Annotated in this window: 14 protein-coding genes; 7 read left to right on the plus strand and 7 right to left on the minus strand. The window is 38.8% G+C overall.

The window, feature by feature from the left end:
• Positions 1-44 precede the first annotated feature (44 nt).
• Positions 45-947 carry an SH3 domain-containing protein gene (locus ACWIB3_RS15430; protein WP_454292052.1) on the minus strand — a complete coding sequence of 301 codons (903 nt, stop codon included), beginning with the start codon at positions 945-947 and terminating at the stop codon, positions 45-47.
• A 378-nt stretch (positions 948-1325) separates the two neighbouring features.
• Between ACWIB3_RS15430 and ACWIB3_RS15435 the strand changes: the two genes are divergently transcribed.
• The 4 genes from ACWIB3_RS15435 (at position 1326) to arsB (ending at position 7933) form a co-directional block, all read left to right on the plus strand.
• Positions 1326-4505, plus strand: coding sequence for a SusC/RagA family TonB-linked outer membrane protein (locus ACWIB3_RS15435; RefSeq protein WP_454292053.1), 3180 nt, complete (start codon positions 1326-1328; stop codon positions 4503-4505).
• Between the two features lie 11 nt (positions 4506-4516).
• Positions 4517-6055 carry a SusD/RagB family nutrient-binding outer membrane lipoprotein gene (locus tag ACWIB3_RS15440; RefSeq protein WP_454292054.1) on the plus strand — a complete coding sequence of 513 codons (1539 nt, stop codon included), beginning with the start codon at positions 4517-4519 and terminating at the stop codon, positions 6053-6055.
• Between the two features lie 216 nt (positions 6056-6271).
• Entirely contained in the window at positions 6272-6886 is a 615-nt protein-coding gene (locus ACWIB3_RS15445; protein ID WP_313259808.1) for an arsenate-mycothiol transferase ArsC, read from the plus strand.
• A 3-nt stretch (positions 6887-6889) separates the two neighbouring features.
• Positions 6890-7933 (plus strand): ACR3 family arsenite efflux transporter, encoded by a 1044-nt coding sequence (gene arsB, locus ACWIB3_RS15450; protein WP_454292055.1) that lies wholly within the window; start codon positions 6890-6892, stop codon positions 7931-7933.
• A 52-nt stretch (positions 7934-7985) separates the two neighbouring features.
• On the opposite strand, the gene ACWIB3_RS15455 is transcribed toward arsB, so the two are convergent.
• From ACWIB3_RS15455 to ACWIB3_RS15465, 3 genes are read right to left on the minus strand one after another with little or no spacing between them, the layout of a single operon-like run.
• On the minus strand, positions 7986-8789 hold the full coding sequence (locus ACWIB3_RS15455) for a class I SAM-dependent methyltransferase (protein ID WP_454292056.1): 804 nt from the start codon (positions 8787-8789) through the stop codon (positions 7986-7988).
• Positions 8790-8801: 12 nt separating this feature from the next.
• Entirely contained in the window at positions 8802-9860 is a 1059-nt protein-coding gene (locus tag ACWIB3_RS15460) for an endonuclease/exonuclease/phosphatase family protein (RefSeq protein WP_454292057.1), read from the minus strand.
• Positions 9861-9913: 53 nt separating this feature from the next.
• Complete coding sequence (locus tag ACWIB3_RS15465) at positions 9914-10417, minus strand: N-acetyltransferase family protein (RefSeq protein ID WP_454292058.1); 504 nt, start codon at positions 10415-10417, stop codon at positions 9914-9916.
• A gap of 416 nt (positions 10418-10833) precedes the next feature.
• On the opposite strand from ACWIB3_RS15465, the gene ACWIB3_RS15470 reads away from it, so the two are divergent.
• Positions 10834-11169, plus strand: coding sequence for a phosphoribosylpyrophosphate synthetase (locus ACWIB3_RS15470; protein WP_185216808.1), 336 nt, complete (start codon positions 10834-10836; stop codon positions 11167-11169).
• A gap of 10 nt (positions 11170-11179) precedes the next feature.
• On the opposite strand, the gene ACWIB3_RS15475 is transcribed toward ACWIB3_RS15470, so the two are convergent.
• Entirely contained in the window at positions 11180-11806 is a 627-nt protein-coding gene (locus ACWIB3_RS15475; protein ID WP_185212581.1) for a helix-turn-helix transcriptional regulator, read from the minus strand.
• 262 nt (positions 11807-12068) lie between these two features.
• Between ACWIB3_RS15475 and ACWIB3_RS15480 the strand changes: the two genes are divergently transcribed.
• Positions 12069-12332 carry a hypothetical protein gene (locus tag ACWIB3_RS15480; RefSeq protein ID WP_185212580.1) on the plus strand — a complete coding sequence of 88 codons (264 nt, stop codon included), beginning with the start codon at positions 12069-12071 and terminating at the stop codon, positions 12330-12332.
• 763 nt (positions 12333-13095) lie between these two features.
• Positions 13096-13626: a GNAT family N-acetyltransferase gene (locus ACWIB3_RS15485; protein ID WP_313259792.1), complete on the plus strand. Its 531-nt coding sequence runs from the start codon at positions 13096-13098 to the stop codon at positions 13624-13626.
• A 141-nt stretch (positions 13627-13767) separates the two neighbouring features.
• Here ACWIB3_RS15485 and ACWIB3_RS15490 read toward each other — a convergent pair whose 3' ends face one another.
• Complete coding sequence (locus ACWIB3_RS15490; RefSeq protein WP_254527650.1) at positions 13768-14520, minus strand: class I SAM-dependent methyltransferase; 753 nt, start codon at positions 14518-14520, stop codon at positions 13768-13770.
• A gap of 150 nt (positions 14521-14670) precedes the next feature.
• Positions 14671-15207, minus strand: coding sequence for a GNAT family N-acetyltransferase (locus ACWIB3_RS15495; RefSeq protein WP_454292059.1), 537 nt, complete (start codon positions 15205-15207; stop codon positions 14671-14673).
• Between the last annotated feature and the right edge of the window lie 510 nt (positions 15208-15717).

Here is a 15717-nt window from a genome sequence, read left to right on the forward strand (position 1 = left end):
GTGTGACTAAAAAGGCTTGCTGAGTTTACTCAAGCAAGCCGTTTTTATTTTTGTATGGTCCTTTCAGAAACCTTGAGATAGGCATTGCCATTTCGTTGATAGGTTTCTTCCTTTTTGGAGATTTTAAACTTGATCTCCTCTTCAGGATTGGCCTCTTCCTCAAACTCTGCCTCTCCTTCCTCCGATATTTTTAGGATAACATCATTTCCAAGCTGATGCTTTTTAGGGTAAACCAACTCCTCTGCATAATAAAAAACACCGGCATCCGAAACCGAAGTGGTTTTCGGTAGGGTCGTGAATTGTTCTCCATCCCAAGCAAAGTAATTTTGTTCGGAGGCTATTCCACAGGCCTCTCCTAGGAATTTAATTGCATAGATGGATTTCGCATAATTTAAACCAGGTTTGGTATTTAATTCACCTAAGGTATAGGATTGCTCAGAAGGATAGTATGGAAAGCTTTTAGAGGCAAGCAATTCTTTGTTCGTGTTTAATATTTTGGCTTCTACCCAATAATAGTTTTCAAGCTCTTCATTGGATTTCCAAGCAAAGCCATACATGAAGGTTTCTCCGGACTTCTTATTCTGCTCATGGTCTAGGCTCAATAGTCCTAACCAGATAAATCCAGTCTTTTTCTGATTGTCCTGCTGATATTCAATTTTATGCCAAGGCAGGTACATACCTCTTAAGGAGATGGGGTTTAATGATAATTCCTCCACAAATTTTACTTCCGTCCCTAAGGGAATAGAATCCAGCAATTCAGCTTTTGAGCTTGGCTCACTTCTGACATAGGCCATATTTACGAAAACCAAAGCTGAGCTATCCTTACTTGTATGGTAAAGGTTAAAGTCATCATAAACAAGGTAAGCAGCCGCTTCTTGTGATTTTGCCTGCTGAATGTTGAATATAGATAATGAAAAAATTATAAGAAGCGCGCTGAGCAATTTCATAGTGTGATTTTAAGACTATACAAAAATAACAAGATCCTTCTCAACAAATATAGCTGAAATCAGCTATTATTATCTATTTTAAGGAAGAACCTTAAAATTATTTGAATACGGAGGCTTGGGTTTATTTAGTTGACTGTCAGTAACATGTGGGTATACTTGATTTAAATCCAAACAATGTCTAGTAAAAAAGTATAGATTTTTCCAATAATATAATCTACTAATTAGGTAGATTTTATATATTTGCAGCAGAATTTATTAAATATGTATATCAAATCAACCCATAACAGTTTTCGAATGTGCGTAGGAGGTAGGTAAGCTAAGGAAGACTACCTCCAGTAATTTCTATTCCATTTTATTAATCCATTTCAAATTATTTACATGAACAGAACGATATATTTTTATCTCGTAGGGCTATTCTTTACCATAGGAATTGGTCAAACACAAGCCCAAAATATCATTAAAGGCAAGGTGCTGAATGAGCTGAATCAAGCGATTTCAGGAGCTACCGTTATCGATAAAACAACGCAGAAGCAAACCCAAACCAATGCTTCAGGGGAATTTACATTAGACTCTTCCAATCCGAGGACCCAGATCAAGGTTAGTTTTCTTGGCTATCAAGATCAGGATCTAGAGGTAAATGCTACGGAGCCCATTACGGTACGTTTAGTACCTAGCAATGATGTCTTGGAGGAAGTGGTTGTGACCGCTTTGGGGATTTCAAGAGAAAAGAAAGCATTGGGCTATGCCGTGCAAGAAGTGAAATCAACAGAATTACAGACCAGGCCTACCAATGCAATGGCTGCATTATCAGGAAAGGTAGCAGGTCTACAGATTGTCTCATCCGGGGGAAATATGGGTGGATCAACCCGTACGCTATTAAGGGGAATCAACTCCATTGCAGGTAGCAATCAACCGCTTTATGTGGTAGACGGAACTCCGATTGATAACTCGGATCTAAACTCCTCTTCGACCATCAACGGCTCGGCAGGTAAGGATGTTGGAAACATGATCCAAGATCTAAATCCTGATGATATTGAGAATATATCAGTCCTTAAAGGGCCATCTGCTGCGGCGTTATATGGCTCGAGAGCATCCAATGGGGTGATTTTGATCACGACCAAACGTGCGGGAAAAGGCGAGCAGGTAAGTATCGATTTAAATACAGGTCTGGAATTCGAAAACATTGTCAGGCTCCCAAAACGCCAGCATCTATATGGTCAAGGCTATAGCCAAAACTTTCAAACGGTCAATATTGAAGGGAAAGACTATAAAATAGTGGATTACGCTGCTGATGAAAGCTGGGGACCAAAATTAGATGGAACGCCAGTTTTGCAATGGTACAATTTAAATCCAGAAGATGCTGCAGATTATTTAAACCCATCTCCTTGGTTATATCCAGAGCATGATGTCAGTTATTTCTTCAATACCGGTTTGGCAAACACCAACAATATCGCTATTGCGGGAAATTCAGGAAATACGAATTATAGATTTTCTTACACCAACAAGAATGTAAAAGGAACAGTTCCCAACTCTACCTTGGGACGTAATACCCTAAATTTCTCAGGGGGTACCAAATTAGGTAAGTTGAGCATCAATTCCAGTATCAATTACATCCACAATACCTCTTTAGGTAAACCATGGACTGGAGCATCCAACAGAAATATTATCTTGGAGGCTTTCCAATGGGGAGCGGTGCAGGTAGATTATAAACGCTTAGAAAACTACAAGCGCCCAGATGGAACTCCATTGGCATGGAATAGAACAGGTTGGCAAAACACGCCAGCAGCAGAAGCGACCCGTTTTATCGACAACCCTTATTGGTCGGCTTATGAAAGTTATTTAGAAGAAAAGAGAGACCGTTTCTATGGTAATATTGGCGCACAATATGAAGTGACAGATTGGTTACAGATCGGGGCTAAAGTCCATGGCGATATCTACCAGTTCGGGACTCAGGATCGTATTGCGGTATACTCACGCAGTGCTTCCCAATATGAAGAGACCAGCAATAAATTAAACGAATACAACTATGAATTCTTGGCTACTGCCAAAAAGAATTGGGATAAGATTTCTTTGGTAGCCAACGTAGGAGCAAACTTAAGGGATCAGCACAGAAAAGTTGATTATGCCATCACCCAAGGTGGTTTGATTGTACCTAACTACTACAATTTAAAGAATGCATCCAGCGTGAAGATCGAAAACTTCACCTACAACCGCCGTATTGCCTCTTTGTATGGTAGTGCTTCCTTAGGTTACAATGACCTATTGTTTTTAGATGCTACAGTGCGTAATGATTGGTCATCGACCTTACCGAGCCATGCAAATTCTTTTATCTATCCTTCATTTACCGGAAGTTTTGTGTTTTCACAATTGCCAGCTATCCAAAGTCTAGACTGGTTGTCTTTCGGTAAGGTCAGGTTAGGTTGGGCACAGGTAGGTAATGATACGGACCCATACCAATTGAACAAGGTTTATGATGTAGAACAATCATTTGATGGTAAACCATCCAATAAACTGCCTTCAACCTTGAACAATGCCGATCTAAAACCAGAGATCACCAGTTCGTGGGAGACAGGTCTTAACATGCAGTTCTTCAAAAATAGATTAGGTTTTGATATTACATACTATCATAACACCTCCAGAAACCAGATACTTCCCATTCCAGTTTCATCAGCTTTTGGCTATGAAGCGAAGGTCTTGAATGCCGGAAAAGTGGAGAATAAAGGTATTGAGGTAATATTGAATGCAACGCCAGTTCGCTCTGAAAATTTTGAATGGAACTCAAGTATTAACTGGGCGAGAAACAGAAATAAAGTCCTTAAACTGGATGAACTCGTGAATACCTTAACCTTAAGTTCTTCCTTGATCAACTTGGTGGCTAGAGAGGGGCAACCATACGGACAGCTATTAGGTTATGATTTTGTCTATGCAGATGGGCAACGCGTGATCAAAGAAGATGGAACCTATCAAAGGACCTCTCAATTGGTTCCTTTAGGCTCTGTGTTACCAGATTATCTATTTGGATTCCAAAACAGTTTCCGTTATAAAAACTTCAACTTTGGATTCTTGATCGATGGTCGTGTAGGTGGAAGTTTCTATTCGCAGACCTATAATGTCGGCATGTATTCCGGAATCTTGGAGCGTACCGCTGAAAATAATGTCCGTGAAGATGGTATTGTCTTAGAGGGGGTAAAGGCTGATGTCGTATTTAATGCAGATGGAACCTATTCAACAAGCAATATCAGACCCAATGATACAAGGATTACCGCTCAACAATGGGGAAGGAATGAGTCCAGTGGACCGACTACCTTCTCCATTTTTGATGGCACTTTCGTCAAGCTTAGGGAAGTTACCTTAGGCTATACCATCCCTTTTAACAACCCTAAGGTGGTAAAAGGAGTGCGATTATCAGCCTATGCGAGAAATGTTTGGAATATCTATTCCAAGAGTAAATACATCGATCCAGAATTCACCAACAGTAGTGGGAATGTTCAAGGAATAGAGGGAGGAAATATTCCAACGCCACTGACCTATGGATTGAATGTTAACCTTAAATTTTAATGCTAGAAAAAATGAAAATTAAACATATCCTATATACATCTTTGCTGTCCTTGAGTTTTATCTCTTGTTCCAAAGATACCTTGCAAGAGATTAATGTCGACCCAAATAGGCCATCAAATGTACCTACACCCAGTCTTTTTCTGTCTGCTGAAAGGCAGGTGATCAATGCCCTGAGAAGCGAGAGCATTCATTTCCGAGGAGCCCAGCTCTTTGCCCAATATTTTAGCCAGAATATCTATACCGATCAATCCAGGTATTTGGTTTCCGCAGGATATTCCGATGAATATTGGACCAATACGTACAAGGCCTTAAGCAACCTAAATGAAATCATCCTGCTGAATGAAGATGAAGCGACGAAAATACAGGCACAAGCAAATGGTGCTGGTGCGAATTCTTCGCAGATAGCTATTGCTAGGATCTTGAAATCCTTTGCATTCCATTCCTTAACGGATGTTTTCGGTGATATCCCTTATGAGTCCTATGGTAACAAGGATGCTGATTTTGAAGCATTGAAGAGAAATCCAGATATCCTGACTCCTAAATATGCTTCTCAGGAGAAAGTTTACAAGGATATCCTAAATGAGCTTAAGATTGCAGCCGATACATTGGCGAAATATAAGGCAGGGGTGACCTTCGGAACTTCAGATATCGTATATCAAGGGAAGAATGAGAAATGGTTCAAGTTTGCCAATTCATTAAGGTTGAGGCTGGCGAATCGCATCCTGACCAAGGATAAGGCATTGGCGACCCAGCATATTGAAGATGCATTGAAAAAAGGCGTATTTACTTCGAATGCTGATAATGCCGGCTTTACCTATTCCAGTGCTTCACCATATGAAGCTCCATTGTTTAGGGCTACCGTAACGGCCAATAGAAAGGATTTTTCAGTTTCTCATGTTCTTATTGACGTATTGAAAGGAAACAGAGGTCCATTTAAGATTGAAGACCCAAGGTTGAGCAAGTATGCAAAGCCAAACAGTAAAAATATTTATAAGGGTCAGCCTTATGGCTTACCATTAGCAGCTGGAAATCTTTTCCCGTTAGATAGTATTTCTTTGCCAGGAGACTTGGTCAATAGAGCTAATGCCTTTGAGGTTCTGCAGGAATATTCCGAGGTGGAATTCTTGATTTCTGAATATAAAGGTTGGGAACAGGCGAGTTATGAAAATGGTGTAAAAGCTTCCCTAGAACGCTGGGGAGCCAGTCCTGCTGAAGTAACGGCCTATTTAATGAAAGTCCCAAAAGCAAATAAGGAAAATGTCCTCTCTCAAAAATACTTGGCTTTGTACGGTCAAGGTATTGAATCCTGGACAGAGATCCGAAGAACAGGATACCCGTTGTTCCTGGTTAAAAAAGGAGAGGTGGTTTGGTCAGGAACGGTAGAAGGAAAACCAGTATCCTATTCTTTTGTGCCTGAGATAGGAGATGCCATTCCAAGCAGGTTGGTCTATCCACTGAAGGAGCAGAGTACCAACAAGACTAATTATCAATCTGCCTTAAGCAATCAAGGCGATGATGTGCAGTTCACGAAAATTTGGTGGAATAAGTAAAATGTAATCAATAATTGTAAGCGGAGATCATTTATGGGTCTCCGTTTTTTTATGCACAGTTCTGAAAGCAGCTAGTTGAATAACTTATTGAAAAATTAATATTAAGAATTTGAAATTAAAACTCTAATATCGTAATATTGCGATGTTATTGTCCTTCTTCTCTCTCGGAGGTATGGTCAACAGCAGTATTATATGTTTATTTCTTTATTACAATTTATGAATGCCAATTTAACAAACAGCATAAACCAATTAAACTGGTTAGGCTTTGACAATGCAGAGCGTAAAGAAACTCTAAGACCATTAATCGACTTCATTCAGCATAAATTAAATGCTCAGGAGAAAATCAACATCAACTTCATCTGTACACATAATTCACGTCGAAGCCATTTGTCTCAAATCTGGGCGCAAACAGCAGCTTCCTATTTTAATATTCCCAATGTAAATTGTTATTCAGGAGGTACAGAAGAAACAAGGTTGTTCCCAGCTGTTATTGATACCTTGGAGGCTCAAGGCTTTGATATTTTGAAATTATCAGGTTCTGAGAATCCAATTTTCGCAATAAAATATGCTAGGATAGATCCGCCGATTATCGGTTTTTCTAAAAAACATGACCATCCCTTTAATCCTGAAGCTGGATTTGCAGCCATCATGACCTGTTCCCAAGCAGATTCAGGTTGTCCTTTTATTCCAGGTGCAGAGAAAAGGATTCCCGTAACGTTCGAAGACCCTAAGGTATCAGATGGCACGGCGGAACAAGCAGGAGTCTATGCCACACGCAGTCTGCAGATTGCAGAGGAAATGTTCTATGTCTTTTCACAAATCAAATCCTAATAGATGAATTCAAAACTAAAATTCCTTGATCGCTACCTTACCCTGTGGATCTTTTTAGCCATGGCAATTGGAGTTGCTATTGGTAAAACGGTTCCTTCAGCTTCGCAATGGATCAACCATTTCCAAACGGGCTCGACGAACATTCCTTTAGCCATTGGACTTATTCTCATGATGTATCCACCATTAGCCAAGGTGAAGTATGAGCATATCGGGAAAGTATTGCGGAATATTAAAGTATTGACGACATCCTTAATCTTAAATTGGGTTATCGGGCCTATTCTCATGTTTGTCTTGGCAATATTGTTCCTCAACGGTTATCCCGAGTACATGACGGGATTGATTTTGATCGGTTTGGCTCGCTGTATTGCCATGGTGGTTGTTTGGAATGAACTCGCAGAAGGAAATCGGGAATATGCAGCCGGTTTGATTGCATTGAATAGTATCTTCCAGGTAATCTTATATAGCCTTTATGCTTACGTTTTTATTACCGTATTGCCCCCATATTTCGGTGTTGCTGGAATTTCAGTGGATATTTCAATCTTAGAAATTGCGAAGAGTGTGGGTATTTATCTGGGTATTCCATTTCTAATGGGGATTATTAGTAGATATGCATTAATTGCCTTAAAAGGAGAAGATTGGTTCCAAAATAAATTTATTCCACTCATCTCTCCAATCACTCTTATTTCGCTACTCTTCACCATCATTGTTATGTTTAGCCTTAAAGGTGAAATGATCGTGCAATTACCTCTTGATGTCCTTAGGGTAGCCATACCTTTAGTCATTTACTTTGCCATTATGTTCGTTGTTAGCTTTCTGGCAGGGAAAAGGGTGGGAGCAGATTATTCGCAAAGCACGGCTATAGCTTTTACGGCCGCCGGGAATAATTTTGAATTGGCAATTGCGGTTGCCATTGCGGTCTTCGGAATTAATAGTGGTCAAGCATTTGTCGGGGTGATTGGGCCCTTGGTAGAAGTGCCCGCATTGATAGCATTGGTAAACCTGGCCTTTTGGTTTCGAAAAAAATATTTTATGGTGAAACCAGTGTAATGAAAAAGCATCCAGTTCAAGATAATTCAACTGGATGCTTTAATTTCTTCACTTAGCTTTTTTTCCTTGCTGTAATGGAGTACAACATCGGAATGGTCTTCTCCAATCCTTTGATTTGATATTTGCCGGCTTCAATTTCTACTGTATTTTTAAAACAATTGTAAGGCGAATAATCATATTCTGCGAAGGATTCTATTTGCAGTCCATTGTTCAATAAACCTTGGAAAACTTCAGATAAGGAGTGGTTCCAAGAAACTTCCTCGGCAACAATGTCTGCATTCCGATCGGCATAAGTTCCTTCTTGGACTTCAATGATTGCACCATCATTAAAATAAGAATATTGGAACTTGCTGAAATCATAGTCAAACATCCAGACCACAGGATGGAACTCTACAAATACCAGTTTTCCTCCTGGCTTCAAGCATCTAGAAATGACCTCCGCCCAACGATTCAGGTTAGGTAGCCAACCGATAGTTCCGTAACTGGTAAAGACGATATCAAACTTTCCGTTCAGTGTAGCTGGGGCTTCATAGACATCCGAGCAAATAAATTCAGCATTTAGACCTAGTTGATCGTTTAATTTTTGAGCTTGTTCGATTGCTCGGTCAGAAAGGTCCAATCCCGTTACATTAGCGCCTAAGCGAGCAAGGGAAAGGCTATCTTGCCCAAAATGACATTGTAGGTGAAGGATTTCCTTGCCTTTAACATCTCCCAATAGCTCGATTTCAATAGGATTTAAAGAACTTTTCCCCTTTAAAAATCCTTCGTTGTCATAAAAGTCACTGTCAACATGCGCTGCGGTTTTTTGATTCCACAGATTTTTGTTGATTTCCTTGTAATTATGTTGTTCTTTCATCGTTTATTGGTCCTACTGAGTGTCTGCATTCCGTTTCTCGGCAGCTACTTCTTTGTCTTCTTGGTCTGCTTCCAATTGATTGTCTTCTTGCTCTTCCTCAGCTCTTTCCTCAAATTGTATATGTACGAATATAGGAAAGTGATCGGAGTTATAGTTGTCCAATTTCTTTAATTCCCTCAATTTAAAATCGGCAGAGATAAATGCATGGTCCAAGGGGAATTGCATCAAAGGTTGTTTGGCGTGGAAGGTATTATAAAAACCTCTTCCTCTACGTGGATCGAGCAGTTCACTCATCTTAAGGAATAATTCGGTGGTATAGCTCCAGGCAACATCATTCAAGTCGCCAATAACTATCACCGGTAAATCACATTCCTTAGCTTTCTCTGCCACGATCAATAATTCCTTGTCCCTTTCTGTTGATCTTGGGTTTTCATTTGGAACAGGTGGAGTAGGGTGTACAGCATATACTTGGACAAGTTGTCCGGAAGGAAGCTCAATCTGGCAATCAATACTGGGTATTTCATCTTCCACAAGGTATTTCACCTCCGCATTATGGATTGGAAATTTAGAGTAAAATAACATCCCATAGGTATTGTCAATTGGAACTTTCACATGGTATTTGTATTCTGTTTCCAATGCCTGCGTTTGTCTATCCCATTCATGGCTAGTTTCTAATAGCAGCAAAAGATCAGGATTATTGCTATGGACAACACTCAAGCAACCTTTATAGTCATCGTTGTCCTCATACACATTGGAAATCATGATTTTCAGGCTATTCTTGTCATCAATTTTATCCGCCTTATAGACTTGTTTTTTCCAAACTGGAGTAAAGGGAAGGATTTGTTTGAGGAGATAGATGATATTGATGAGGATGAATATGCCAAAAACAAGCAGGACGGAATTTTGAAAATCTGCATGAATTAAATATATGATCAACCAGAGTATAGATAGGGCAAGTTTCTGGATTCTAGGGTATTCAAATACGCGAAAGGTCCAATGATCCTGACGGATCAGCGGCAGAAATGTGAAAATTAAAAGTAAACTCCCAAAGACAATTAGTGCGATCTCCATTTTACTAAAATAAGATAAAATTATTTTTGTTTGCCTAAGACTGAAAATGACCGCTAGGGAGTGATCCTTTTCCCCATGATGATGAGTCCCCTTTCCATGTCATCCAATTGCGCAATATTGGGCAGGTTGGCCCATTCCTCAAAATCAAAGTGCCTGAAAAGTTTCAGGCTAGGTTCGTTATGCGAGAATATAAAGCCTAACAGGGTTTTGATCCCCAGACTTGGAGCCTCGTTGATGGCATATTCCAAGGCGATTTTTCCCAATCCCTTTCCCCTTACAGTGGGGTCAAGGTAAATGCTGATCTCTGCAGTTGCATTATAAGCCGGTCTGCCATAAAAAGATTGAAAACTGAGCCAGCCAACAGTTTTATCCTCCATTTCCAAAATCCATAAAGGCCTATGCTTAGCGTTATGTTCATAGAACCAATTGTTTCTGCTCTCAACAGATACAGGTTCTAGGTCTGCAGTAACCATCCTAGAAGCAATGGTGCTATTGTATATTTCTACAATTCGGTTAAGGTCAGCATAAATGGCATCTCTGAATTTAATGGTAGTCATGTGGATTTCTTTGGACAAATATAAGGTTTTGGGAGAGGTTTGAACCAGAATACCTTTCCATCGAGCAATTACTAAATAATCTTGGTCCATCCTCTTATCCTGTACCCTGAGCAGGGTCGGAGGGATCCTGGTTCAAACAGCGGGCGTATTCGATACGCTCCTACAGTATTGGGGACAAGTATTGTTAATAATGCCTCGATTATATTATGATCTTGGTTTATCTTCTAATCCATTCTATCCTGGTTCATTTCCAGATCTTGGTCCATCCTCTTATCATTCCATCCTGGTTCAAACAGCAACATATCAATCCCAGCATCCTCTTTTATTTATTGACTTTAAGATGTCCATTGTTTTCGAATATTTTATTAAATTTCAATAATCTGAAAATCAGTGTTGTTACAATAAATCAATATACTATGGAACCAAGAAATAGGAAGAGTTACGATACGTTGAGCGAAGCGGTCAATGACTTGCAAAACATGGGTTATGTAGAGGATTTTGTGATTCAGGAAGATGGGGAGTGCTTGTTTTGCGTGGGGCGATCAAAGGAGCTTTCTCCAGAACAATTTGTGATTGATGAAATCTACCGTTTTGAGGGGATGACCGATCCGGGGGATGAAAGCATCTTGTTTGCTATTTCCTCGACGGATAATCTTATTAAAGGTCTTGTAATCAATAGCTTTGGTGCGGACTTTAGCTTTACAGCTTCAAGATTGGTGGAAGAATTGAACCGAAGAAAGAGAAATGATTAAACATTTTGGTTTATTGTTTCTTTTCAATCTTGTACACGCATCGGTTTTCATCTGCTAATATATGTTTGACGCGATTCACTTCGAGGTCCTCGCCCAACAATGCCCTAAAGTTCTTGAGTTCTGCGCGGCAGAACTGTTGACATTCCGTGGCTGCAGCGCAAATGGGACAATGGTTTTCAATCAAGTAATAAGTCTGACCTTCCTTCTTCCATTCTGCCATATAGCCTTCTTCAGACCTGATTTGAGCTAACTTTTTTAATTTATCACTTGTGCTCTTGGAGCCCTTTAGTTTTTCCTCATAGCGTAAGAACGAACTTTTCTCACGATCGCTGATCAGTAGATCCAAGGCATTTTCACCTAATAGTGACTTGATGGATTGTAGGAGCTGTACCGTAATATCGGCGTGGTTATCTGGAAACTTTGCTAAGCCGGTCTGGCTCAAGGAATAATAGGTAAAGGGTCTGCCGACACCCGATTTCTTGCATACGCCATGTACCAGACCTTCCTCCGAAAGCTTTAATAATTGCTGCCTCGCACCTTCTTTTGTGATGCCCAATTCCTCCGCAATGCCAGCGGCATCAATTTCGCCGCGCATCTTCATCAACATAATTATTTTGTCTGAATTGTTCTTCTTCATTAGCCAAGTTATTTCTTGCTTTATTCTAACAAATATAATTAAATAATTTCAATAGATTTTTTCGAAGGAAAATAGGAAAAATCTATAATTACCAATAATACACTGTTTTTACAGCTGTAATAGGTTATTTTACTGTTAAACCGGTATTAATTCTATTTTAATAAAACAAGTTGAGGCTTGTTTTATTCAAGCTATTTTTTAACTTTGATTCATACGATCTAGAATCGATTGTTGGCTATTAATCCATTAATACAACCTTATCATGGAGAACTACATATTATCCTTTCGGGCGCCTTTAAATGCACTTTTGCAAAGGCAACAGATTTTTGAAAAGTTAGCTCGTGAATATCCTCAATTGGGTCCCATATCGATTGATATGGATGATAAACAATATGTCATGAATGTAAATGCTCCTGGGCGGCTGGAGAATGATATTCAAAACACCTTGTTGAGCTACGGATTCCGCGTCGCTTTCTTAAAAGCCGATCTGATTAAAGTACTTGATCCTAAGGTCAAGATTGCTTAATATTTTTTCATTTCTATTTGTCAGGCGGGTCTTTCAGAAGAGGGATCCGCTTTTTTGTTGTGCTAAAAGCAGCATATTCTGTCGTAACCGAGCAAACCAGCCTAACTTTATGAAAGTTTTTAATAATTATTAAGTGTTTTATTTAATGATTTATGTGCCTAGATTTCGATTTAAGCAAGAAAACGCCTTTTAAACAAGAAATTTTGCAGGATGGTACAGGATGGATCCATAATGGAATCTTTTTAGATTTGGACAAAGGGCATTGGTACTGCTTTAAAAATAAAACCTAAACTCAACCTTGGTGAAGGGTTATAATTACAATAGGATGGGCCTTGCATAATTATAACCCCTTACTTTATAAAAAAAAATCATTGAATAAAAACATAAACAACATACAAGATCATCATTAATTAAATTGGTTCATAAGGGTTATCAATACCCGTTTCTGTAAATTCCCCAAAGCCCTTTGGGGAATTTTGTTTACCTTTCTCTTGTCGATAAAGTTTTGAAAATTTATCGATTTCCATTGGTCAAAATTCTAACTGAAATTCTTGGTTGCATTTAGACCAAGTCTTGTTTTAGTCTTGGTCTTATTCGAGACATATTTTGAAATTTCCGAATATGTCTCGAACGAGACCAAAAGGAGGGTCGAAGGGTATATTCCATGAAAAATTTTTTTTAGAAAAAAAATTAGACAAAATTTTATCCTAAAATCTTAAGGTAAGTAGAAAACAGAATCTGATTAAAAAATGTATTTTTGGTTATGTCAAAAGAACAATTTTCGGGATTTACTTTTAGAAAAGCTTTGCCAGAAGAGGCAGAGTTGGTTTGGTCCATTATGCAAGAAGCTATTGATAAGCGGCGTGAAGAAGGGAGTCGGCAATGGCAAGATGGATATCCTAATCTGGATGTTGTGAAAACGGATATTGAAAAAGGATACGGATATGTGAGCATTGACCCTGCCGGTCAATTGACAGGCTATTTAGCCTTAATTTTCGACGGGGAACCAGCCTATGAAGCCATTGCTGATCAATGGTTGACTAATCGGCCTTTCTCGGTGGTGCATAGGATTGCCGTTTCCCAAACTACTTACGTAAAGGGACAGGCAACCTGGATGCTGGAGGAAGCACAGCAGGTAAGTTTGGATAATGGATACTTAAGCATGAAGGTCGATACCAATTTTGATAATACGGGGATGTTGCGGGTATTGGAAAAGTTAGGTTATGTATATTGTGGGGAAGTATACTTCCGTGGAAGTGCAAGGAAAGCTTTTGAAAAGAAATTGGATGAATAAAAAAGGGAAAAATAAAATCTTAAAATAAATAGAAAGAGGTTCTTAGGAACCTCTTTTTTTGATGAAATACTTTTTTTCTGTCACCAAACCCAAAAAATAAACAGGATTTATTTAATAAAGTTTGTTTGGAAGATTAAAAAATTAACTCGGTAGTTTTCCAACACGCATAATGATCTTCCAAGTTACCTGTTTAGCCTCTTCTTCATCGGTCCAAAAAGGCTGTAATTCTTCCTTCAATTTAAAGAGAGGGTTCCTTTCCTCTTGCTGTATATACCGTTGGGTAGCTGACCAGCTCAACAGATGACCTAAAAAGTCCTGCAGTTTATATTTTTTACGGATATAGAATTCAGGGGGCTCGATTTCCCGGAAAGGGAAGGGTATGGTAGTGTATCCTTGTTGCAATAATTTGATTTCAGATGGCCAGTAAGGTCCGACGGTCTTATCATGGAAATTTTGGGTAATGGGGTCGATGTTCTTGTCGACCTGAGGGACAGCATAGGCCCATACCGCAATGATTCCATCTTTTTTTAGGACTCTTTTTGCAGCTTCGTAGAATTTATCGATATCGAACCAATGTATGGCCTGTGCTACGGTGATAATATCGACAGTATGTGCAGGAAGGCTAGGTTCTTCGGCTTTTTCCACATGGTAGGTAACCTTTTCATGCTGAAAAGCATTTTTGATCTGAGCCTCGCTAGGGTCCGAGGCATAGACTTGGTCATAGAAATCGGCTAAATGTATGGCAGATTGCCCATTTCCCGTACCACAGTCCCACGCCAAGGCATGCGCTGGAGTTAAGTTGCTGAGATAATCATACAGTTCATGAGGGTATGATGGTCTAAACTGAGCATAAATAGATGCTTGTTTAGAGAAGTTGTCGCTAAATGTTGCCATAGTACCTTTTTATTACATCTATTTGTCTCTTAAATCTACGAATAATTGATGAGCAAAAAAGCTATTGTTTGAGATAATTTTTATTGATTATTAAGAGGATACGGATTTAGTAGATTTTTGTTGACAGAAGATTTGACAGACAGGTCTTTCTTAAAAAATGAATTTATCGAGATCTAATTCACAGAAAAAAGAAGGGGATCCTTCATAATCAAAAATTTCTCCGATTTCGAAGCCCATTTTTTTGAGAACGTTCATCGACCCGATGTTTTCAGGATGTACGGTGGCATACAGATTTTTTAGGTTCATGACTTCTTTGGCATATATGACGGTCGCTATGCAGGCTTCTGAAGCGTATCCATTTCCCCAATGTTTTCTTTTCAATCTGTAACCCAGATCATAAAAATTGCTCCTGCCGTTTAAGGGATAATCGATGTACTTTAAGCCGCACCATCCAATCATTTCCATATTGTCCTTTTTGACGATTGCCCAGCGCCCTATTCCATTTTCTTGGTATTGCTTTTGGATAAATTGTATGGCCTCATCGATTTCCTGTATGGATTCTATAGGTTGGTTGAAGATATACCGATGTACGAGAGGGTCTGCGTCCATCTCAAACATGTCGATTCGGTCTGTTAATGAAATTTGCCGGAGAATAAGCCTTTTGGTTTCAGAAATTGGAGACATCATTGATTTCAGTTTAATTTTTGGCTACTTGAAAATACAAAAATATAGTTGTTGGCGCAATTTTTAATTTATTTGTCGAAATAATCTGACAAAAAACAGGAGAAACTACAAATTATATTTGGCGATTTATGGCTTAATTATCTAATTTAGACGCTTAATAAATCAAAAAAGTTTAATAAATCGTATTTTACCTACCTAAGAAAATCATAGTCAAAAGTCATCAGCCTTGATGACTTTTTTTTTGGGTCATTGCTCAGGATCAGCCGAGTTTCTGTAGGGACCTTCTTGGTAATCGGGAAAAGCAGGAGTTTCCATCCTTAATAATTAACAATTACTTAATGTTTCTCTATCAAAATTTTATCTAACAATACCATCTTTTATAAAAAATTCAATTAATAAAATAATGAAAGAAATGTTTTTTAGATAAGTTTAAAGTGGTTAATGTCTTGGTTTTTAGTTTAGTGAAAAAATATTTGCAAAGAGTTATTTATTGTGAATCAATAATTCCGATAC

The sequence above is a fragment of the Sphingobacterium sp. NPDC055431 genome, from assembly GCF_053644255.1.

Excerpts from the sequence above, each read along its gene's own strand:
- ACWIB3_RS15430 (WP_454292052.1), bottom strand. The coding sequence starts at position 947 with ATGAAATTGCTCAGCGCGCTTCTTATAATTTTTTCATTATCTATATTC.
- ACWIB3_RS15435 (WP_454292053.1), top strand. The coding sequence starts at position 1,326 with ATGAACAGAACGATATATTTTTATCTCGTAGGGCTATTCTTTACCATA.
- ACWIB3_RS15440 (WP_454292054.1), top strand. The coding sequence starts at position 4,517 with ATGAAAATTAAACATATCCTATATACATCTTTGCTGTCCTTGAGTTTT.
- ACWIB3_RS15445 (WP_313259808.1), top strand. The coding sequence starts at position 6,272 with ATGAATGCCAATTTAACAAACAGCATAAACCAATTAAACTGGTTAGGC.
- arsB (WP_454292055.1), top strand. The coding sequence starts at position 6,890 with ATGAATTCAAAACTAAAATTCCTTGATCGCTACCTTACCCTGTGGATC.
- ACWIB3_RS15455 (WP_454292056.1), bottom strand. The coding sequence starts at position 8,789 with ATGAAAGAACAACATAATTACAAGGAAATCAACAAAAATCTGTGGAAT.
- ACWIB3_RS15460 (WP_454292057.1), bottom strand. The coding sequence starts at position 9,860 with ATGGAGATCGCACTAATTGTCTTTGGGAGTTTACTTTTAATTTTCACA.
- ACWIB3_RS15465 (WP_454292058.1), bottom strand. The coding sequence starts at position 10,417 with ATGACTACCATTAAATTCAGAGATGCCATTTATGCTGACCTTAACCGA.
- ACWIB3_RS15470 (WP_185216808.1), top strand. The coding sequence starts at position 10,834 with ATGGAACCAAGAAATAGGAAGAGTTACGATACGTTGAGCGAAGCGGTC.
- ACWIB3_RS15475 (WP_185212581.1), bottom strand. The coding sequence starts at position 11,806 with ATGAAGAAGAACAATTCAGACAAAATAATTATGTTGATGAAGATGCGC.
- ACWIB3_RS15480 (WP_185212580.1), top strand. The coding sequence starts at position 12,069 with ATGGAGAACTACATATTATCCTTTCGGGCGCCTTTAAATGCACTTTTG.
- ACWIB3_RS15485 (WP_313259792.1), top strand. The coding sequence starts at position 13,096 with ATGTCAAAAGAACAATTTTCGGGATTTACTTTTAGAAAAGCTTTGCCA.
- ACWIB3_RS15490 (WP_254527650.1), bottom strand. The coding sequence starts at position 14,520 with ATGGCAACATTTAGCGACAACTTCTCTAAACAAGCATCTATTTATGCT.
- ACWIB3_RS15495 (WP_454292059.1), bottom strand. The coding sequence starts at position 15,207 with ATGATGTCTCCAATTTCTGAAACCAAAAGGCTTATTCTCCGGCAAATT.